This window comes from Streptomyces sp. P9-A4, from assembly GCF_036634195.1.
Lineage (GTDB): Bacteria > Actinomycetota > Actinomycetes > Streptomycetales > Streptomycetaceae > Streptomyces.
On record NZ_JAZIFY010000001.1, the window covers coordinates 4,652,401 to 4,670,723 of the forward strand.

Genomic DNA, 18,323 nt, shown 5'->3' on the forward strand with positions numbered 1-18,323 from the left:
TCGTCTGTGGAAACCCGTTGGCCGCCCCCCGGGGCAGGACCTAGGGTCGGCGGGTGACTCTCTCTCATGACCTGGCCGGACCCGGCCCCTCCACCGTCCTGCTGCTGCACTCCGGGGTCTGCGACCGCCGGATGTGGGACGGGCAGTTCCACGCGCTCGCCGAGGCGGGACACCGGGTCGTCCGCTGCGACCTCCGCGGCTTCGGCGACAGCCCCGTCGACGCCCGGCACACCCATGCCGAGGACGTCCGGGACCTCCTCGACCACCTCGGCGTCGACCGCGCCGCCGTGGTCGGCTCCTCCTTCGGGGGCCGCGTCGCCCTGGAGTTCGCCGCCCGCCACTCCGGCCGCGTCTCCGCCCTCGCCCTGCTGGGCTCCGGCATCCCCGGCTTCGCGCCCGGCGACGAACTGCGCGCCTGGGGCGCCCGCGAGGACGAGCTGCTCGACGCCGGCGACCTCGACGCCGCCGTCGAACTCAACGTCGACACCTGGCTCGGCCCCGACGCCGGCCCCGAGGCCCGCGCCCTCGTCCGCGCGATGCAGCGCCACGCCTTCGACGTCCAGCTCGCCGCCCCCGAGGAGTTCGACCCCGTCGACCCCGAGGTCACCCGGGACGAACTCGCCGGGATCGAGGCCCCCGCCCTCGTGGCCGTCGGCGGCCACGACCTCCCCGACTTCCGGGCCGTCGCCGACGACCTCGCCCGGCTGCTCCCCGCCGCCCGCCGCCTCGACCTCGACTGGGCCGGGCACCTCCCCGCCCTGGAACGCCCGGAGGAGACCGCCCGCCTCCTCACGGCCTTCCTGGCGGAGACCGTCTAGGGCCTGTCGTCACCCTCCCGGCGGGCCGGGACCGTACCCCTCAGCGCGGGTCCGGCCCCTCCGCCGCCACCTCCACGAACAGATCGACGTCCCGGAGTGCCTCCGACACCAGCAGTGCCGGTACGTCGGACAGCGCGGCCTCCGACCAGGCGCCGCGCGCCCCCGCCGTACCGGCACGGCGCTCGAACCGCACCGGGCCCGTCGAGCAGAGCCGGGCCACCCCGTCACCGCTCGCCCCCTCGTCCACCAGCTCCACCAGGAGCCGCGCCCGCCAGCAGGTCGCCTCGTCCACCGGAACGTCCCCCGGCACCGGCAACTCCCGTGCCATCTCCGCGGACCAGCCGTCCGAGAAGTAGCCGAGGTGGTTCCCCGTCCAGCCGCGCTCGGCCATCAGGGCCCGCGCCTGCCCGTACCGCAGCACGCGGCCCGCGAACCGGTGCGCGTGCGCGCCGGCCGCCACCTCCTCCGGGGCGAGCGGATACACCTCGCGGAAGACCTGCTTGAACGGCCCGCGCTCCGCCCCCTCCGGCGCCGCGGCCCGCCACTCGGCCACCTCCTCGTCCCCGGCCCGCAGCGGATGCCACAGCCGCAGCCGGGCCCCGGGCCCCACCGGACACGCGGTCCCGTCCGCACCGGCGAGGGCCCAGCCGCCGCCCGTGCGCTCCGGCAGGCCCGCCGTCCACCGCTCCCCGCCGTCCGCCGTGGCCTCCCACAGCAGCGCGCGGGCCACCGCCCCCGTCACCGGGTGGTCGACGTAGTACCGGTGCCAGTCCTCCGCCGGCCAGGTCGTCCCGGCCGCCAACTGCTCCTCCAGCCGGGCGCGCTCGGCGGCGAGGAGGGCCTGCGTCTCCTTGAACGCCCCCCTGACCTCCTTCAACTCCTCGGCGTACGCCTCCCGGACCTCCTTCGGCGCGGTCCTCAGGAGCCGGCCCTCGGGGCCCCGGAACGACAGCAGGGCCGTGCCCGGCTCCCGTACCGAGAGCTCCGCCGTGAACGCGCCGAGCCGCGCCTCCCTGACCCCCCGCCCGTCGAGCCCGAGCGTCGCCACCCCGCGCTCCCGGAGCATCGACGGCGTCACCCCGGAGCGGGCGGCGACGGTCTCCAGGGCCTTGGCGATCCCCTTGGCCACCGTGCGGTTGCGCACCTTCTTCGGCAGCCGCCCGAGCCACTGCACGGCCTCCTCGCCCCGGGCGCCCTCACAGGCCCCGAGCACCGCGACCGCCGCCGTGGCCAGCGGCTGGCTGCGGCACATCCCGCCGGAACCCCCGAGCCCCGTGCCCGCGTGGAGGGCGACGGCACCCGCCATCGGCACCACCCACTCGGCGTCCACGTCGAGCGCCGCCCACAACAGGCCCCGGACGAGCGAGGTGTTGGTGCTCGCGGCGAGCGTCGGAATGTCCGCTCCCCACGGATTCGGCTCGCTCACCCGGTGCGCGGGCTGGGCGACGATCCCCCCGAGAAGGCCCCGCACCACCTCCGCCCCGTTCGCGGCCGTCGCCAGCAGCTCCGCCGACCGCTTCCGCCAGCTCCGCGTGGCCCGGGGCTGCTCAAGGGTGCCGCAGTGACTCAGGAACTCCGGCACCCCCGCGCCCGTGAGCAGCGCCCCGTGCGCCGCGCGCATCGCCGGGCCGTAGTCGTCGAGCGCGTCCAGGACATGGCGGGGCAGCCGACCCGGACGGAACCGCACCGCCTGCCGCAGCAGGACGTCCATCCGGTCCCGGAGCGCGGCGAACTCGTCGCTCCGGTGGACCCGGAGCGATTCGGCCGCCGCGCGCAGCGACCGCACCCGGGGCCGGTCGAACTCCCCGGACTGCTCCGCCGCCGCCAGCGCGATCGGTACCAAGGACCGGAACGACTGCCGCAGTTCGTGGGGGGCGACCTCCGCGTCCTTGCCGAGGAGGCGGGCGAACAGCACGTCGGACTCGGCGGTCGACCAGCCGAGTTCCTGCCCGGCCAGGGCGGCCAGCGCGGGTCCCGCCACGTCCTCGTCCGAGCGCCGGCAGACGCGCCGGTGCAGGACGAGTGCCGCCTCCCGCCGCCCCGCCGTGTCCAGCGACTCCAGGAACTCCCCGAGCGCGCCCGCCCCGTCCGTCCGCTCGCGCTCGCGCTCGACCGCCTCGTCAAGGCCGCTTCCCGGGCCTGTGATCCCCACCATGGTCCGACGGTAGACGACGCCACCGACAGCGCTCAGGCGAGTCTGCGCACCCCGGGCACGAGCACCGTGGCCAGGCAGCAGCCGCCCACCACCACCGCGGCGGCGGCCAACGGCACTCCGGGCCCCCACGCCGAAGCGGCGAGCGGCGCCAGCACGTACCCCAGGGGCATCGCCGCCAGCGAGAGCAGCCAGTCGTACGAGGTGACCCGGGCCAGCGCGTGCGGGGGCACCTCCCGCTGCACGGCGGTCGCCCACACGGGTGAGAGGAAGCCGAGCCCCGCCTGCGCGAGGCCGTACGCGGCGATCGTCACCGGGGCGGGCGCCGCGACCGCGAGCAGGACCAGTGGCAGGGCGTACGTGGCGAGCCCGAGGTTCGCCACGAGGACCGGGCGCCGGGGGCTGAACCGGTCGGCGAGCAGCGCCCCCAGGAGGAAGCCGACGGCGCCGACCTGGAGCAGGACGACCCAGGTGGTGCCGCCCCCGAGCCGCTGCACGGCCACGGCGGGGCCGAGGGTCATCAGGACGGCCGCCGCGCCGTTCCACGCGCTGTGGCCGATGAGGCTGCTCCAGTACCAGTCCCGGGAGCGGACCTCCCGCCAGCCTTCCACCAGATCGGCCCGGAGCGAGCTGCGCGGGATCGGCACCCGCTCCACCCGCACCGCCGTCAGGAGCAGGGCGCTGGCGGCGAAGGTGGCCGCGTCGAGCACGAACGCCCAGCCCGGCCCCACGGTCAGGACGAGGGTGCCCGCGAGCGCCGGCCCGCCCAGCCGTCCGGCGCTCTGGGCGACGCTCATCGCCGCGTTGGCCCGGTGCAGCGACTCGGCGGGCACCGTCCCCTTCACGAGCGGCGAGCTGGTCGGCATCGCGAACGCCCCCGCCGCGCCGCCGAGCGCCTCGGCGACCGCGAGCACGGCCAGGCTCGGGGCGCCGCCGAGCAGCTGGACGCCGACGACCAGCTGGGTGACGCACCGGACGAGGTCGGTGGTGAGCGCGACCGTCCGGGCGTCGAACCGGTCGCCCACGACCCCGCCCAGCGGCAGCAGGAGCAGCTTGGGGACCATCGCGCAGCCGAGGACCAGGGCGAGCGCCGTCGTGGAGCCGGTGGCCTCCAGGACGGCGAGGGCGAGGGCGGCGGGGATGGCGGCGTCGCCCAGGAGGGAGAGCGCCCGGCCGGTGAAGAGCAGTCGGAAGGAGCGGGTGCGCAGGGGGTGCGGGACGGGTAGGGGTGCCGTGGCGGGAGCAGCGGTCATGCCGGAAAGATATTTCGGAACCGAATGACTCGTCAATGAAAATATTCGGTACCGAAGTAGTTCGAGGTGGATGAGCGGGAGCGGCGACGTACGATCGGGCCATGGAGCCGACGGAAGCGACCGACCCCCCGGAGGCGACCCCCGCGCGGCGCGACTGGACCGACGGGCACGTCGCCCGCTGGCAGCCCGTCCTGCCCGGCCTCGACCCCGTCGTCGAAGGAGCCGTCACCCGGATGAAGAAGCTCTCCGTCCATCTGCGCCGGGTCAGGGAGCAGTCCCTCGTCGACTTCGACCTGGAACGCCACGAGTTCGACACCCTGCACAAGATCGCCGGCCGCGGCGGCAGCGCCGCCCCCTCCGAACTCGCCCAGGACCTCGACCTGGCCCCCGCCTCCGTCTCCGGCCGTCTCGACGCCCTGGAGAAGCGCGGTTTCGTCCGCCGCACCCCGTCCACCACCGACCGCCGCCGGGTCGTCGTCGAACTCACCGGGACCGGCCGCGAGACCTGGCTCGGTGCGATGGACGTCCTGGGGGACGAGGAGTACCGCCTGCTCGGAGTCCTCACCCCCGAGGAACGGACCCTCCTCAACGACATGCTCCGCCGGATCATGATCGAGGCGGAGTCCACCGAACCACCCCACACCTGGCACGGCTGACGCCCCGGCCCAGGCCGTCCCCGCCCAGGCCGCCTACGACGACACCCCCGCGAACGCGGCGCCCGCGATCCGCACGGCTCTGGCCGTCTCCCCCTCCGGGTCCGTGCCGGTCGGCAGCATGGAGTACACCAGCACCCGTCCCAGGTCCGGAGTCGCGAACACCCCGCTCGCGTAGCCGTGGTTCGAGCCCGTCTTGCCCCAGACGGTCGGCCCGCCGCCGGGCAGCCGGACCCGGTTCAGCCCGCCGTAGCTGAACGCGGCACCGGGTATCTCCGGCGTCACGAACAACAGCCCCCGCTCGGCCGGCCGCAGCAGCCGTCCCCCGGTCAGCGCGGTGAAGAAGCGCTCCAGGTCCGAGGCGCGGGAGACGATCCCGCCCTCCGCCCACGCCCAGTCCTCGGCCGGCAGTGAGGTGTGGCGCAGCCCGAGCGGGCGCAGGATCCGGGCGTCGAGCTCCTCCGCGTACGACCGGCCTGTCACCTTCTCGATCACCAGGCCGGCGAGGAAGTAGTTGATGCCGTTGTACTGGACGGCGGCCCCCGGGGTCGTAGGGGTGCCGCAGGAGACCGCGGAGGTCACCACCTCGGCGGGAGTGCCCGGCCGCACGCAACGCGGCTTCTGGAGGCCGCTGGTGTGGCTGAGCAGCTGCCCGACGGTGATCGGCTCGTAGGCGGCGGGCAACAGGCCGGGCAGCAGCTCCTGGACGGTGTCGTCCAGGGAGAGCCGTCCCTCGCCGACGAGCTGGAGCGCTGTCGCGGCGGTGAAGAGCTTGGTGACGCTGCCGACGGCGAACTCCTCGTCGACCGGCGCCGTCCACTCCCCGGCGGTCCCTCTCCAGCGCCCCTCACGCCCGGTGACCCGCGCCATCGCACCCCGCACGGACGCGTCGGGCAGCCCGGCCAGCGCGTCCCGCAGGGCGGCCGGATCGACATGCCCGCTCCGGACCCCGCCCGCGTCGCCCGCGGCGGCAGGCACCGTCACGGCCGCCGAAGCACGTACCGTCGCACCCGCCGAAGGCGCGGCGGCCGAGGCCGGCACCACCGCCGCACCCGTCACCACCAGCGCCGCGGCCGTCGCGGTGGCCGACCAACGAGCCTTGCGCATCCATGAGTTCGTCATGGATCAAGACTCCCGCGCGGCCCGCCCCCACACCATCGGGGACGACCCCGGCCCGACCCGGGCCCGCCCCCTAGGGCGAACCCTGGCTCCGACCCTCACTCACATGCTCAGCGACCGCGCGTAGTTGAGCTGGCCCATCACCCAGTGGATGGTGTCCGGGCCCCGCGCCGGGATCATCGTCGCGTGGTGGCGACCGCCGCTGGTCACCGTGACCTGGATGAAGCCCGTCGTCGTCTTCTCCTTCATCAGCAGGAACAGCAGTCCCAGCAGGCAGAAGATGAAGAAGATGACGGCCAGCACGATCGCGACCGTGGGCATCTTCTCCTCGGTCCGCGACATGTCCATCGCGTTCCACACGGAGCCCTTCAGGGGCATCGCCCCGGCAGGCGTGATGATCTGGTCGCCGACCACGGTGATGTCACCCAGGCTCAGCAGCGGCGCACCCCCGCCCGCCATGCCCGGTTGCGGCACCGGCAGGTGCTGCGGCGGGACGGGCACGCCCTCGGGCATGGTCGGCTGGTACGGCGGAGTCTGCGGGTAGCCGTAGCCCGGCGTCCCCGCCTGCCGGCCCGGCCCCCACTCGTAGTCCTCCGACTTGTAAGGGTTCGGATCGCTCATATCCCCGTCCTTCACAACGAAAAAGCCCGCTCCTGCACGCCGCAGCGTACAGAAGCGGGCCGAAGCACCGAACCCGGAGGTCAGAAGCGACGCGTGATCAGCGCCCGCTTCACTTCCTGGATCGCCTTCGTGACCTCGATGCCACGCGGGCACGCGTCCGTGCAGTTGAACGTCGTGCGGCAGCGCCACACGCCGTCCTTGTCGTTCAGGATCTCCAGGCGCTGCTCGCCCGCCTCGTCACGCGAGTCGAAGATGAAGCGGTGCGCGTTGACGATCGCGGCCGGACCGAAGTACTGGCCGTCGTTCCAGAAGACCGGGCAGGACGACGTGCACGCGGCGCACAGGATGCACTTGGTGGTGTCGTCGAAGCGCTCGCGGTCCTCGGCGGACTGCAGGCGCTCGCGCGTCGGCTCGTTCCCCTTGGTGACCAGGAACGGCATGACGTCCCGGTACGCCTGGAAGAACGGCTCCATGTCCACGACCAGGTCCTTGAGGACCGTCAGGCCCTTGATGGCCTCGACCGTGATCGGCTTCTCGGGGTTGATGTCCTTGATCAGCGTCTTGCAGGCGAGCCTGTTCTTGCCGTTGATCCGCATCGCGTCCGAGCCGCAGATGCCGTGCGCGCACGAGCGACGGAAGGTCAGCGTGCCGTCGACGTCCCACTTGATCTTGTGGAGGGCGTCGAGCACACGCTCCTTCGGGTCGATGTCGATCTGGAAGTCCTCCCAGACCGACGCGTCCGACACCTCGGGGTTGAAGCGGCGGATCCGCATCGTGACCGTGATGTACGGGGAGGCGGCGGACTCCGCCTCGACCTTGTCCAGTACGGGGGTAGCCATCAGTACTTACGCTCCATCGGCTGGTAGCGGGTCTGGACGACCGGCTTGTAGTCGAGACGGACGGTCTCGGAGCCGTCCTCGCCGACCTCGCGGTACGCCATGGTGTGGCGCATGAAGTTGACGTCGTCGCGGTTGGGGTAGTCCTCGCGGTAGTGACCGCCGCGGGACTCCTTGCGCGCCAGGGCCGAGACGGCCATGACCTCGGCCAGTTCGAGCAGGTTGCCCAGCTCGATGGCCTCCAGGAGGTCCGTGTTGAAGCGCTTGCCCTTGTCCTGGATGGACACGTTCTCGTAGCGCTCGCGCAGCTCGGCGATCTTCTCGACGGCCGTCTTGATGGTCTGCTCCGTACGGAACACCATCACGTTGGCGTCCATCGTCTCCTGGAGCTCACGGCGGATGTCGGCGACCCGCTCGTGACCCGTGGAGTTGCGCAGCTTCTCGATCGTCGCGACGACGAGGGACTCCGGGTTCTCCGGCAGCTCGACGTAGTCGTGCTTGGCGGAGTACTCGGCCGCGGCGATGCCGGAGCGCTTGCCGAAGACGTTGATGTCGAGCAGCGAGTTCGTGCCCAGACGGTTGGCGCCGTGCACGGAGACACAGGCGACCTCGCCGGCCGCGTACAGGCCCGGGACGACGGTGGTGTTGTCGCTGAGGACCTCACCCTCGACGTTGGTCGGGATGCCGCCCATGGCGTAGTGCGCGGTGGGCTGGATCGGGATCGGGTCCGTGTACGGCTCGATGCCGAGGTACGTACGGGCGAACTCGGTGATGTCCGGGAGCTTGGCGTCCAGCTGCTCCGGCGGGAGGTGCGTCAGGTCCAGGTAGACGTGGTCGCCCTCGGGACCGCAGCCGCGGCCCTCGCGGATCTCCGTGTAGATGGAGCGGGAGACGACGTCACGGGACGCGAGGTCCTTCATGACCGGCGCGTACTTCTCCATGAAGCGCTCGCCGTCCTTGTTGCGGAGGATGCCGCCCTCACCGCGGGCGCCCTCCGTCAGCAGGATGCCCATGCGCCAGATGCCCGTCGGGTGGAACTGGAAGAACTCCATGTCCTCCAGGGGCAGACCGCGGCGGTAGCAGGCGGCCTGGCCGTCACCGGTCAGGGTGTGGGCGTTGGAGGTCACCTTGAAGAACTTGCCGGTGCCGCCGGAGGCGTAGATGACGGCCTTGGCCTGGAAGATGTGGATCTCGCCGGTGGCGAGCTCGTACGCGACCACGCCGGCCGACTTCTTGACGCCGTCCTCCTCGACCAGGAGCTGGTCCAGGACGTAGAACTCGTTGAAGAACTCCACGCCCTCCTTGACGCAGTTCTGGTACAGCGTCTGGAGGATCATGTGGCCGGTGCGGTCCGCGGCGTAGCAGGACCGGCGGACCGGGGCCTCGCCGTGGTTGCGGGAGTGGCCGCCGAAGCGGCGCTGGTCGATGGTGCCGTTCGGGGTGCGGTTGAACGGCAGGCCCATCTTCTCCAGGTCGAGGACGGCGTCGATGGCCTCCTTCGCCAGGATCTCGGCGGCGTCCTGGTCGACCAGGTAGTCACCGCCCTTGACCGTGTCGAAGGTGTGCCACTCCCAGTTGTCCTCCTCCACGTTCGCCAGCGCGGCGGCCATGCCGCCCTGCGCGGCGCCCGTGTGGGAGCGGGTGGGGTAGAGCTTCGTCAGCACGGCGGTGCGGCTGCGCTTCGTCGACTCGATGGCCGCGCGCATGCCGGCGCCACCGGCGCCGACGATGACGGTGTCGTACTTGTGGATCTTCATGAGTGGATTACCTCAGCCCCGTGCCTAGCGGATGTTCGGGTCGAAGGTGAAGATCACCAGCGTGCCCAGAAGGATGGTGAACACCGTGGCGGTGTACAGCAGGCCCTTGAGCCACAGGCGCGTGTTGGCCCGCTCCGCGTAGTCGTTGATGACGGTACGGAGGCCGTTGGCGCCGTGCAGCATGGCGAGCCAGAGCATCAGCAGGTCCCAGACCTGCCAGAACGGGGACGCCCAGCGGCCGGCCACGAAGGCGAAGCCGATCTTGGAGACGCCGCCGTCCAGGAAGAGCTGGATCAGCAGGTGGCCGAGGACCAGGACGACGAGCACGATGCCCGAGAGGCGCATGAAGAGCCACGCGGCCATCTCGAAGTTGCCGCGGGTCGCGCGCGGGGTCTTGCCGGTGCGCTTGCGCGGGGCCTCGATGTACGGCGCGGGGTTGTCCACGTCGTAGTGGGCGCCGCCCTCGACGGGGCCGATCGCGGCGGAGGTCGTGTCAGCAGACATGAGTGGCGTCAGCTCCCGAACAGTTCACGTGCGGCGTGGCCGAGGACGGGGTACAGCGAGCCCGCCATCAGGACGACCCAGATGCCCACGACGGTCCAGAGCATCTGCTTCTGGTAGCGCGGGCCCTTGGACCAGAAGTCCACGGCGATGACACGGAGACCGTTCAGCGCGTGGAAGAGGATGGCGGCGACGAGGCCGTACTCCAGAAGAGCGACGATCGGCGTCTTGTAGGTCGCGACGACCTCGTCGTACGCCTCGGGGGAGACGCGGACGAGAGCGGTGTCCAGCACGTGTACGAACAGGAAGAAGAAGATGAGGACGCCGGTGACTCGATGAGCCACCCAGCTCCACATTCCTTCCCGGCCGCGGTACAGCGTTCCAGCCGGCACGGAAAAACCCTCCGGGAGCGGGGATCAGGGTCGGCCGGCTTCTCTGTCGGTTCGACCCGGCCGGGTACGGTCCACCGGCCCCGGTCATCGTAGCGACGACTTGTCGGTTCGCTCGCGCGGGGTCCATCGGTGTGATCAAACAGGCACGGACGGGCTATCGCACAGGCCGGAAACACCGCATTTCGGACGAAATCACGGTGCGGAGTGTCGCGGTGTGAGTCCTTCGGCCAGCCGGAAGGCCAGGCGGGCGCGGGCGAGCCGCCGCAGTTCCTCGGCCGCGATCACCCTTTCCTCCTCCGGTTCGTTGCCGAGACGTGACCGGATGCCTGCCAATACCTGGTCGAGACGCTCCCCGGGGCGCACTCCGTCGAGGCTGATCACGAACGCGTGTCCGAAGCTGCTCTCGTACGCGGCATGGGCGGCCCGCAGCGCGGTGCGCGCCGCCGGCGGCGCGTCGGGGTGCGGCAGGGCCGAGGACTCGGCGGCCAGGGCGTCGTCGAGATCGGCGCGGGACAGGTCGTACCCGGCCTCGTCGGTGGCGGCGAGCAGGGCGTCCACCGTCGGGTACGGGCGGTGCGCCGCCACCCGTTCGGCCCAGCGGTGACTGTGGCAGCAGGAGAGGAGCAGGGCCTCGGCCTCGGCGGGGGAGGCGGCGTTGAAGCGGGTCAGCCCGTGGAAGGGGCCCTTGACCTGGGCGGGTATCGCGGGGGTGGCAGACGTGTCCGTGGAGCCCGGCTTCCGGCAGGGGACGTGGGTGTCGCTGGTCAGCGTGGGCTCCGGTACTCCGGGACGGGTGGGGCGGATCGCGCGCGGGACGGGCGCGATGGGGTGGGTGTGACGCAACGTTATCGACGGGACGAGGGAAGTGTCCGACGGATGCGCGAATTTCACCCGGAAGGGAGAGTTTCGGAACACATGATGGACGAAAGGGTTCCGGTCGTCGCTCCGCACCGTCCCCGGCCCGTCCCCCGATTGGCCGGACCGCCCGCCGTACGGGAGGATTCCGAATGATGCGGTACTCCATACGAGGGCCCCACAAGGGCCCCGCACTCCTGGCGACCGCGGTGGCACTGGTCACCGTGGCGGCCTGTTCGAACGGCTCCCCCTCCGGAGCGCCGTCCCCTTCCACCACCGGGAGCACGGCCACGAGCGCCGCGCCCACCAGCGCGCCGCCCAGCCCGAAGCCCACGCCGACCCGGACCTACCCCCTCTCCACGGCGCCCCGCACGGTGCCCGCGGTCCGCTCCCACGAGGCCGCCCGCGGCCCCGGCTGGAAGCCCGCGCCCACGGCCGGGGTCGTCCTCGCCGCGAACAGCGAGGGCCTCGCCGACGAGGCGAAGCTGCTCGCCGGGGAACTCGGCGTCCCGTACCGGGGCGCCACCGCCGCCGGGCCCGGCGACGTCGAACTGGCCCTGGGCGGGAAGGGCGCCCCCGAGTCGTACGTCCTGACCGTCCGCGACGACCGGGTCCGGATCAGCGGCCCCGACGAGGCGGGCGTCTTCTACGGCACCCGCACCCTCAAGCAGTCCGTGAAGGCCACCGGCGCGATGCCCGAGGGGACCGTCACCGACCGGCCCGCGAAGCCGCAGCGCGGACTCAACGTCGACATCGCCCGCAAGTACTTCACGGCCGGCTGGATCGAGGACCGCATCCGGGAGATGGGCGACCTCAAGCTCAACCAGCTCGGACTGCACTTCTCCGACGACCAGGGCTTCCGCATCGCCTCCGACAGCCACCCCGAGATCGTCTCCGCCCAGCACCTCACCAAGGCCGAGGTCCGCCGCATCCTGGCCCTGGCCGCGAGCCGGCACGTCACCGTCGTCCCCGAGATCGACTCCCCGGGACACCTCGGCGCCGTCATCGCCGCCCACCCGGACCTCCAGCTGCGCAGCGCGGGCGGCCGGACACCGCGCGGGGCCGTCGACATCGCGAACCCGGCCTCGGCGAAGATCGTCGACGACCTGCTGCGCGAGTACACCCAGCTCTTCCCCGGGGCGTACTGGCACCTCGGGGCCGACGAGTACGTCGCCCTGATGGCCAAGGACCCCGAGGCCACCTACCCGCAGCTCGCCCGCGCCGCCCGCGCGAAGTACGGGGCGGACGCGCGTGTCCAGGACCTGGCCACCGGCTGGCTCAACGACCGCGCCGCCGTCGTCCGCCCCACCGGCAAGACCCTCAAGGCCTGGAACGACGGCTTCTTCCCCGGCGGGGTGGTGAGCGCGGCCGGTGACATCGAGGTCGAGTACTGGACGGGCAAGGAGATCGGCGCCCGGCCGCCCGTCCCGTATCTGAGCGCGGGCCGGAAGCTGGTCAACCTCAACGACGAGTACCTCTACTACGTCCTCGGCCAGCCCAACGACTTCACGTACCCCACCGGCCGCCGCATCTACGAGCAGTGGACACCGCTCGTCGTGCGCGGCACGAGTCCCGTCCCCGCGCGGTACGACTCCCAGATCCTCGGCGCCCGCTTCGCCGTCTGGTGCGACCTGTCGAAGGCCCAGACCCAGGCCCAGGTCGCGGACGGCATCCGGATGCCGCTGACGGCGCTCGCGCAGAAGGTCTGGGACCCGGCGAAACCATCGCTGACCTGGGAGCAGTTCAGGACGCTGGCGGCGAAGGTGCGCTGAGCGGGAGAAGGTCGCCAGCATTCTGCTAGCGGTGCGACTAGAATGGTCGCATGGCCACTCTCTATGTGCGGGACCTGTCCGAGGAAGCGCTGACCGAGCTGAAGATAAGGGCCGCCCGTAATCGGCAGTCCCTCCAGGCGTATGCGCGGACGCTGCTGGAGCAGGAAGCGGCGACGCCCTCGCTGGAGGATGTGATCGCCCGCATCCAGGGGCGCGTCACGGCCCGTCTGTCGACGGACGACGTGCTCGACGAGATCGACCGGGGAAGGCGGCGCGAGTGATCGTCATGGACGCGGGCGCGCTTGTCATGCTGCTGGCCGATGCGGGTCCGGTCGGCGCCGCGCTGCGGGAGCGGGTGAAGGGGGAGCGTCTGCTGGCCCCGTTTCTGGTCGACATCGAGGTGACCTCGGCGCTTCTGGGCCGGCACCGGGGCGGCAAGCTGACCGCGCGCGAGGTGGACGACGCCTGCGCGGCGTTCGCCGAGCTGCCACTGCGCAGAACGGAGCATCTCCCGCTGCTGCCCCGGGTGCGTGAACTGTTCGCCAACCTCAGCGCCTACGACGCCACGTACGTGGCGCTCGCCGAGGGGTACGACGTTCCGCTGGTGACCAGTGACGGCCGGATCCGGGACGGCGCGCGGGCGACCCGGGCCAAGTGTCCGGTCGAGGTGTTCAACGACAAGGCCCTGGGGCTGCGATAGGGCGCCGTCGAACCTCTATGCAGCACGCCAGGGCCACTGGCATGATTCCGGCCGCGCAGTGACGTAAAAGCGCCCCTCGGCGCAGTAGTGGAAGTACTGCGTCCGTATCGGGTGGCGAGGAGGCGTCGATGACGTCCGTGAGTTCGGCAACGGGCCGGAGCCTGCTGGAACTGATCGACGGGGCCGACGAGCGAGGCCTGGCCGCGGCCGGGCTCGCCTGCCTCGATCGCTGTCTGCCCCTGCTCGCCGCCGACCGGTCCGACACCCTGCGCCCCGTCTGGGCGGCCGTCGCCCGCGGTGACGGGGACGCCTGGGGCGAGGCCGTCGCCAAGGCCCGCGTGGAGCTCGACGCCGACGGTTCGGCGGACGCCGGGGCCGTACGCGGAACGCTCGCGGACGCCCCGGCGGCCTGGACCGCCGACGCCCTGCGCGCCTGGGCCGGCGGATGCTCCGTCACCGCCCTCGCCCTGCACGCGCGGTACGACGCCGCCGGAGCCTCCGACGGCCTCGTCGAGCGCTGCCGGGCCGGGGACGCCGAGGGCGCGGGCCCGCTGCTCGCCGGGGAGCTCCGCCGTCAGCGGGCCGTCCTCGAATCGGTCGCCCACGGCCCGACCGGACTGCGCCGGGCCCGTGAGCTGTCCGTCGAGGGTGGCAGGGTGCTGCGCGCGGTCGTCTCGCGCCGGGCCCGTACCGCCTGAACCCTCAGGAACCGTCCTCCGGCGCCGCGATCGTCGCCGAGGCGATCGTCTCGGCGATCTCCCGCTCCGCCGTCGCCTTGTCGAGGCCGAGGCCGGTGAGGACGCCCTCGCCGTCCTCGTGCTCCAGGAGGGCGAGCAGGATGTGCTCGGTGCCGACGTAGTTGTGGTCGAGGCGCAGGGCCTCGCGGAACGTCAGCTCCAGGACCTTCTTCGCCGCGGCGTCGTACGGGACGAGCGCGGGCGCCTCGGCGGCGGCCGGCGGCAGGGTCGCCGTGAAGGCCTCCCGGACCTGCTCCGGGCTCACGCCCCGGGAGGCGATCCAGAGCGCCGCGAGCCCTTCGGGCTCGGCCAGCAGGCCGAGCGCCAGGTGGGCGGGGAGGATCTCGTCGTTCCCGGCGGCGGTGGCCTCGTTCTGAGAGGCCATGACCACGTTCCGCGCCCGGGGGGTGAAGCGGCTGAACCCCGCGTTCGGGTCCATCTTCTCCGCGTCCGGCTCCTTGGGCACGAAGCGCTTCTGGGCCGCCTGGCGGGTGACGCCCATGCTGCGGCCGATATCGGTCCAGGAGGCGCCGGAGCGCCGGGCCTGGTCCACGAAGTGGCCGATGAGGTGGTCGGCGACATCGCCGAGGTGGTCCGCCGCGATGACGGCGCCGGAGAGCTGCTCCAGGGCGTCGGGGTGGACCTTCTTGATCGCTTCGATGAGCTCGTCGAGACGGACGGGCACCTGCAGACCGACTGGATTCGTCATGAGCGCAACCCTAGGTTGACACCTTCCCACTGTCAACCGTCAGTTGACGGCGGGAAGGTGCAATACGCCCTGGGCAGGAGAGACGCGTGAGGAAGAAGGGGGAAATGGGAGACGACCGGGGCCGCCACCCCCCACAGGAGAGGCCCCGGTCGTCATCCACGGAGCCGCAGCACGGCTCCGTACTCCTTTCAGCGCCGGGGCCACGATTTCTGTCACACCGCGCACCCCGCCCGAAGGCTGCAAGTTGCACGAAGGGCACGGATCGCGTGGACGTGGCGCCGGGACACGACGTAGCGTGCAGATGCGCGAGGCAGCGTGGCGGTGGTGACCAGCCGCGATGAAGCGACGACGCGACCGACGAACAGGGTTTGGGGAGTGCTGGGGGACGACGCGGAGCTGACGGCCGCGGTGCTCGCTGCGCAGGACGGGGACGAGAACGCCTTCCGTGCTGTGTATCGCGCCGTGCATCCACGGTTGCTCGGCTACATACGCACACTGGTCGGCGACGCCGACGCGGAGGACGTCGCCTCGGAATCCTGGCTCCAGATAACCCGCGACCTCGACCGCTTCGACGGCGACGCCGACCGCTTCCGCGGCTGGGCGGCCCGGATCGCCCGCAACCGCGCCCTCGACCACATCCGGATGCGCGGCAGGCGGCCTGTCGTCGGCGGCGACGAGACCGAGCTGACCGACAAGCCCGCCGCGTCCGACACCGCGGGCGAAGCCCTGGAGGCGCTGGCCACCGGCCACACCATGGATCTGATCGCCCAGCTGCCGCAGGACCAGGCCGAGGCCGTCGTCCTCCGGGTCGTCGTCGGCCTGGACGCCAAGAGCGCCGCCGACGCCCTGGGGAAACGCCCCGGCGCCGTACGCACCGCCGCCCACCGCGGTCTCAAGAAGCTCGCCGAACTCCTCGGCGTCGACGACGGCGCGGCGGGCCCGGACGGCGCCGGCGAGCCCGCCGTATCGCTGGACGGTGTGCCTCCGCAACGTGGCCGTGGTCTCGGCGCCGTGGCCCCCGGCGGTGTGACGCAATCACGTCCGCGTACGCAGAAGGACATGTGATGGCCGACGAGCGGTACCAGTGGCTCGACCAGGAGGCCGCGGAGCGGCTGCTCCGCGGCGAGCCGGTCGACACGGTCGACGACCGCGCGCGGCGCCAGGCCGAACGCCTGGCCAAGGCCCTCGACACGGCCCGCACCCCGGACCTCCCGTCGGCCGTGCGCACCGAACTCCCCGGCGAGGCCGCCGCGCTCGCCGCCTTCCGGAAGACCGCCGCCGCGCGGTCCGCCGCGGCGAAGGCCGGAGCCACGACCGCCAGGACCGACCGGGCGAACCGCGCCGACCACGCCGATCTGGGACACGTACGGCTCTCGCCCGTCACGGCCCCGGCCCGTCGCTGGGGACGCTCCGTGCGGTACGGGCTCGCCGCCGCGGTCGCCGCCGTCACGGTCGGCGGGGTCGCCGTCGCCGCGGGCACCGGCATGCTGCCGCTGGTGGGCCCCGCGCCGGCCAGCTCCGTCACGGCGGGGGAGAGCGCCGACCCGCTCGTGTCCTCGCACCCCGGGATACCCGAGGACCCCGGGGCGCCCCCGGCACGACCGGGCGGAGGCGACGGCTCGTCCGGCGCGTCCCCCTCGGCCGGTACGGGTACGAGCACCACGGCGCCGCCGACCGGAGGCCCGGACGGGCGGGGCACCGGCGGTACCCAGGCGGCCGGCGGGACCACGGCGGGCACCGGCAAGGAATCCGGGGGCGCGGGCAAGGACTCCGGCGGTACGGGCAAGGACAAGGGCACGGGCACGGACCCCGGCAGCACGGTCGCCCGGGACAAGGCCGTCAAGGCCTGCCGGGCGTACCGCTCGGGGAAGCTCGACGCCACCGGCCGGACCCAGCTCGCGGGCAGCCTGCGCAAGGGCGAGAGCCTGCGCCGCTACTGCGACCGGATCCTCGGCGGCGGCACCGGAACGGCCGCGGGGAGCGGCCAGGACGGGTCCAAGGACGACCCCAAGGACGACCCCCAGGGCGACAAGGGCGACAAGGGCAGGGACACGGACGAGGACTCGTCCGGCGGCGGCAACAGCGGCAACAGCGACAACGGCGGCAACGGCGACAGGAACGGCGGGAAGGGCAGCAGCGGCAACAGTGGCCGCGCCGCCGGAACGGCCGCCGGTCTCACCGCCGTGATCCCCCTCGACATCGCCGTCACCGCACGCCCGGCGCCCTCGGTGTAACACTTCCGGGCCCGGTGACGCAGTACTGAATGCCGACTGGTCATCGGCCGCGCAGAGAGCCGGGGTTCCCCCCGTACCTTCGGCTCCGCGCACCCGGCGCGGGTGGGACACGTTCCCCCGGTCCCACCCGCGCCCTCTCCTCCTCCACCCGGATCACCAGTGGACGACGACCTTGTCGCCGGTCTTCACCTGGTCGAAGAGGGCCGTGAGCTTGGCCCGGTCCCGGACGTTGACGCAGCCGTGCGAGGCCCCGTTGTAGCCGCGGGCCGCGAAGTCCGCCGAGTAGTGCACGGCCTGGCCGCGGCTGAAGTACATCGAGAGCGGCATCGGCGTGTGGTAGAGCCGGGACCAGTCCTGGCGGACCTTGCGCTCGACGGTGAAGACGCCCTCGCGCGTCGGGGTGTTCTCCGAGCCGAAGCGGACGTCCATCGACGAGACGACCCTGCCGTCGATCATCCAGGCCAGGGTCCGGCTCTCCTTGCTGATGCAGAGCACCCGGCCGGTCATGCACCGGGGGTCGGGGGTGTCGAGCTTGTTGGTGGTCGCGGGCTTCAGCTCGTCGGCGGTGGGCTTCGTGCTCACGTCCAGCAGCCGCCGCCAGGTCGTCTCGTCGACCGTGCCGGTCGCGGGCAGCCCCCGCCGCTTCTGGAAGGCCCTGACCGCGTTCGCCGTCATCGTGCCGTAGAACCCGGTGGGCGCCCGGTCGAAGTGGTCGAGCTGCCGCAGTCGCGCCTGGAGCTCACGGACCTGCGCGCTCTCGTCGCCGTCGTCCATCAGGATCCGGGACCCCGGCTTCCCGGTGGCGGGCGTGGTGGGGGTGGCGGACCCGGTGGGCGGGGCGGTCGTCGCGGTGGGGGACGGGGCCTTGCCGTCGTCGCCCGGGGTGCCGGTCGCGCTCGGCGCGGCCGGGGCCGATGTCCGTGCCGGAGCCTTCGTCGGACCCGCGGAGCCTCCGCCGCCCGCCGCCTGGGCCGTACAGCCCGCCGCGAGGGCCACCGAGGCCGCTGCCAGTACCGCTCTGCGTATGACGGAAGAAGACCGCTTCATCGTTGCCCCCGGGACGAGTCGTGTGTAGCTAGGGATGCTTCCCGCGCGTGTGCGGTTGCGCTCCCGGGAGGCGGACCGCGCATGCTGTGAGGAAGGTCCCAGCGCGCTGCCCTCCATCGCCCGGACACCCGCCGCTACAGTCCGTCGCGAGGGTCGGTACCGCTGAG

Annotated in this window: 19 protein-coding genes; 8 read left to right on the forward strand and 11 right to left on the reverse strand. The window is 72.6% G+C overall.

What is annotated here, in order from left to right; translation table 11 throughout:
• The first annotated feature begins 53 nt into the window (after window positions 1-53).
• Window positions 54-818: an alpha/beta fold hydrolase gene (locus V4Y03_RS21090; protein WP_317877106.1), complete on the forward strand. Its 765-nt coding sequence runs from the start codon at window positions 54-56 to the stop codon at window positions 816-818.
• A 40-nt stretch (window positions 819-858) separates the two neighbouring features.
• Here the strand turns inward: V4Y03_RS21090 and V4Y03_RS21095 are convergent, their stop codons facing one another.
• Entirely contained in the window at window positions 859-2,973 is a 2,115-nt protein-coding gene (locus tag V4Y03_RS21095; protein WP_332435905.1) for a DUF4132 domain-containing protein, read from the reverse strand.
• A 32-nt stretch (window positions 2,974-3,005) separates the two neighbouring features.
• On the reverse strand, window positions 3,006-4,223 hold the full coding sequence (locus V4Y03_RS21100; RefSeq protein WP_332435906.1) for an MFS transporter: 1,218 nt from the start codon (window positions 4,221-4,223) through the stop codon (window positions 3,006-3,008).
• A gap of 101 nt (window positions 4,224-4,324) precedes the next feature.
• On the opposite strand from V4Y03_RS21100, the gene V4Y03_RS21105 reads away from it, so the two are divergent.
• Complete coding sequence (locus tag V4Y03_RS21105) at window positions 4,325-4,879, forward strand: MarR family winged helix-turn-helix transcriptional regulator (protein WP_317874553.1); 555 nt, start codon at window positions 4,325-4,327, stop codon at window positions 4,877-4,879.
• Between the two features lie 33 nt (window positions 4,880-4,912).
• Here the strand turns inward: V4Y03_RS21105 and V4Y03_RS21110 are convergent, their stop codons facing one another.
• The 7 genes from V4Y03_RS21110 to V4Y03_RS21140 form a co-directional block, all read right to left on the reverse strand.
• Window positions 4,913-5,998 (reverse strand): serine hydrolase domain-containing protein, encoded by a 1,086-nt coding sequence (locus V4Y03_RS21110; protein WP_332435907.1) that lies wholly within the window; start codon window positions 5,996-5,998, stop codon window positions 4,913-4,915.
• 99 nt (window positions 5,999-6,097) lie between these two features.
• Complete coding sequence (locus V4Y03_RS21115; RefSeq protein ID WP_317874555.1) at window positions 6,098-6,616, reverse strand: hypothetical protein; 519 nt, start codon at window positions 6,614-6,616, stop codon at window positions 6,098-6,100.
• Between the two features lie 80 nt (window positions 6,617-6,696).
• Entirely contained in the window at window positions 6,697-7,455 is a 759-nt protein-coding gene (locus tag V4Y03_RS21120; RefSeq protein ID WP_317874556.1) for a succinate dehydrogenase iron-sulfur subunit, read from the reverse strand.
• Entirely contained in the window at window positions 7,455-9,209 is a 1,755-nt protein-coding gene (sdhA, locus tag V4Y03_RS21125; protein WP_317874557.1) for a succinate dehydrogenase flavoprotein subunit, read from the reverse strand. The genes V4Y03_RS21120 and sdhA overlap by 1 nt, the downstream gene beginning before the upstream one ends.
• A 24-nt stretch (window positions 9,210-9,233) precedes the next feature.
• Window positions 9,234-9,713 (reverse strand): succinate dehydrogenase hydrophobic membrane anchor subunit, encoded by a 480-nt coding sequence (locus V4Y03_RS21130; protein WP_148005861.1) that lies wholly within the window; start codon window positions 9,711-9,713, stop codon window positions 9,234-9,236.
• Window positions 9,714-9,721: 8 nt separating this feature from the next.
• Window positions 9,722-10,102, reverse strand: a complete 381-nt coding sequence (gene sdhC / locus V4Y03_RS21135; RefSeq protein WP_015035721.1) for a succinate dehydrogenase, cytochrome b556 subunit — start codon at window positions 10,100-10,102, stop codon at window positions 9,722-9,724.
• Between the two features lie 192 nt (window positions 10,103-10,294).
• Window positions 10,295-10,870 (reverse strand): 2-oxo-4-hydroxy-4-carboxy-5-ureidoimidazoline decarboxylase, encoded by a 576-nt coding sequence (locus V4Y03_RS21140; protein WP_443079880.1) that lies wholly within the window; start codon window positions 10,868-10,870, stop codon window positions 10,295-10,297.
• 239 nt (window positions 10,871-11,109) lie between these two features.
• Between V4Y03_RS21140 and V4Y03_RS21145 the strand changes: the two genes are divergently transcribed.
• The 4 genes from V4Y03_RS21145 (at window position 11,110) to V4Y03_RS21160 (ending at window position 14,127) form a co-directional block, all read left to right on the forward strand.
• A complete protein-coding gene (locus V4Y03_RS21145) occupies window positions 11,110-12,729 on the forward strand; it encodes a family 20 glycosylhydrolase (protein WP_332435908.1) in 1,620 nt (539 codons plus the stop codon).
• A gap of 50 nt (window positions 12,730-12,779) precedes the next feature.
• Window positions 12,780-13,010: a FitA-like ribbon-helix-helix domain-containing protein gene (locus V4Y03_RS21150; RefSeq protein ID WP_317874559.1), complete on the forward strand. Its 231-nt coding sequence runs from the start codon at window positions 12,780-12,782 to the stop codon at window positions 13,008-13,010.
• Between the two features lie 5 nt (window positions 13,011-13,015).
• Entirely contained in the window at window positions 13,016-13,429 is a 414-nt protein-coding gene (locus V4Y03_RS21155) for a type II toxin-antitoxin system VapC family toxin (RefSeq protein WP_317874562.1), read from the forward strand.
• A 137-nt stretch (window positions 13,430-13,566) separates the two neighbouring features.
• Window positions 13,567-14,127, forward strand: coding sequence for a hypothetical protein (locus V4Y03_RS21160; RefSeq protein WP_332437239.1), 561 nt, complete (start codon window positions 13,567-13,569; stop codon window positions 14,125-14,127).
• A 4-nt stretch (window positions 14,128-14,131) separates the two neighbouring features.
• Here the strand turns inward: V4Y03_RS21160 and V4Y03_RS21165 are convergent, their stop codons facing one another.
• Window positions 14,132-14,875: a Clp protease N-terminal domain-containing protein gene (locus tag V4Y03_RS21165; RefSeq protein ID WP_317878854.1), complete on the reverse strand. Its 744-nt coding sequence runs from the start codon at window positions 14,873-14,875 to the stop codon at window positions 14,132-14,134.
• Window positions 14,876-15,250: 375 nt separating this feature from the next.
• Here V4Y03_RS21165 and V4Y03_RS21170 point away from each other — a divergent pair, with 375 nt between their 5' ends.
• Complete coding sequence (locus V4Y03_RS21170; protein ID WP_317878853.1) at window positions 15,251-15,940, forward strand: RNA polymerase sigma factor; 690 nt, start codon at window positions 15,251-15,253, stop codon at window positions 15,938-15,940.
• Window positions 15,940-17,109: a hypothetical protein gene (locus V4Y03_RS21175; RefSeq protein ID WP_332435909.1), complete on the forward strand. Its 1,170-nt coding sequence runs from the start codon at window positions 15,940-15,942 to the stop codon at window positions 17,107-17,109. Before V4Y03_RS21170 ends, V4Y03_RS21175 begins: the two co-directional genes overlap by 1 nt.
• A gap of 153 nt (window positions 17,110-17,262) precedes the next feature.
• On the opposite strand, the gene V4Y03_RS21180 is transcribed toward V4Y03_RS21175, so the two are convergent.
• Window positions 17,263-18,156: a peptidoglycan-binding protein gene (locus V4Y03_RS21180; protein ID WP_317877849.1), complete on the reverse strand. Its 894-nt coding sequence runs from the start codon at window positions 18,154-18,156 to the stop codon at window positions 17,263-17,265.
• Between the last annotated feature and the right edge of the window lie 167 nt (window positions 18,157-18,323).

Bases quoted from the DNA above. Each gene is read 5' to 3' on its own strand.
- V4Y03_RS21095 (WP_332435905.1), bottom strand. From the start codon at position 2,973: ATGGTGGGGATCACAGGCCCGGGAAGCGGCCTTGACGAGGCGGTCGAG.
- V4Y03_RS21100 (WP_332435906.1), bottom strand. From the start codon at position 4,223: ATGACCGCTGCTCCCGCCACGGCACCCCTACCCGTCCCGCACCCCCTG.
- V4Y03_RS21105 (WP_317874553.1), top strand. From the start codon at position 4,325: ATGGAGCCGACGGAAGCGACCGACCCCCCGGAGGCGACCCCCGCGCGG.
- V4Y03_RS21110 (WP_332435907.1), bottom strand. From the start codon at position 5,998: ATGACGAACTCATGGATGCGCAAGGCTCGTTGGTCGGCCACCGCGACG.
- V4Y03_RS21115 (WP_317874555.1), bottom strand. From the start codon at position 6,616: ATGAGCGATCCGAACCCTTACAAGTCGGAGGACTACGAGTGGGGGCCG.
- V4Y03_RS21120 (WP_317874556.1), bottom strand. From the start codon at position 7,455: ATGGCTACCCCCGTACTGGACAAGGTCGAGGCGGAGTCCGCCGCCTCC.
- sdhA (WP_317874557.1), bottom strand. From the start codon at position 9,209: ATGAAGATCCACAAGTACGACACCGTCATCGTCGGCGCCGGTGGCGCC.
- V4Y03_RS21130 (WP_148005861.1), bottom strand. From the start codon at position 9,713: ATGTCTGCTGACACGACCTCCGCCGCGATCGGCCCCGTCGAGGGCGGC.
- V4Y03_RS21145 (WP_332435908.1), top strand. From the start codon at position 11,110: ATGATGCGGTACTCCATACGAGGGCCCCACAAGGGCCCCGCACTCCTG.
- V4Y03_RS21150 (WP_317874559.1), top strand. From the start codon at position 12,780: ATGGCCACTCTCTATGTGCGGGACCTGTCCGAGGAAGCGCTGACCGAG.
- V4Y03_RS21155 (WP_317874562.1), top strand. From the start codon at position 13,016: ATGGACGCGGGCGCGCTTGTCATGCTGCTGGCCGATGCGGGTCCGGTC.
- V4Y03_RS21165 (WP_317878854.1), bottom strand. From the start codon at position 14,875: ATGACGAATCCAGTCGGTCTGCAGGTGCCCGTCCGTCTCGACGAGCTC.
- V4Y03_RS21175 (WP_332435909.1), top strand. From the start codon at position 15,940: ATGGCCGACGAGCGGTACCAGTGGCTCGACCAGGAGGCCGCGGAGCGG.
- V4Y03_RS21180 (WP_317877849.1), bottom strand. From the start codon at position 18,156: ATGAAGCGGTCTTCTTCCGTCATACGCAGAGCGGTACTGGCAGCGGCC.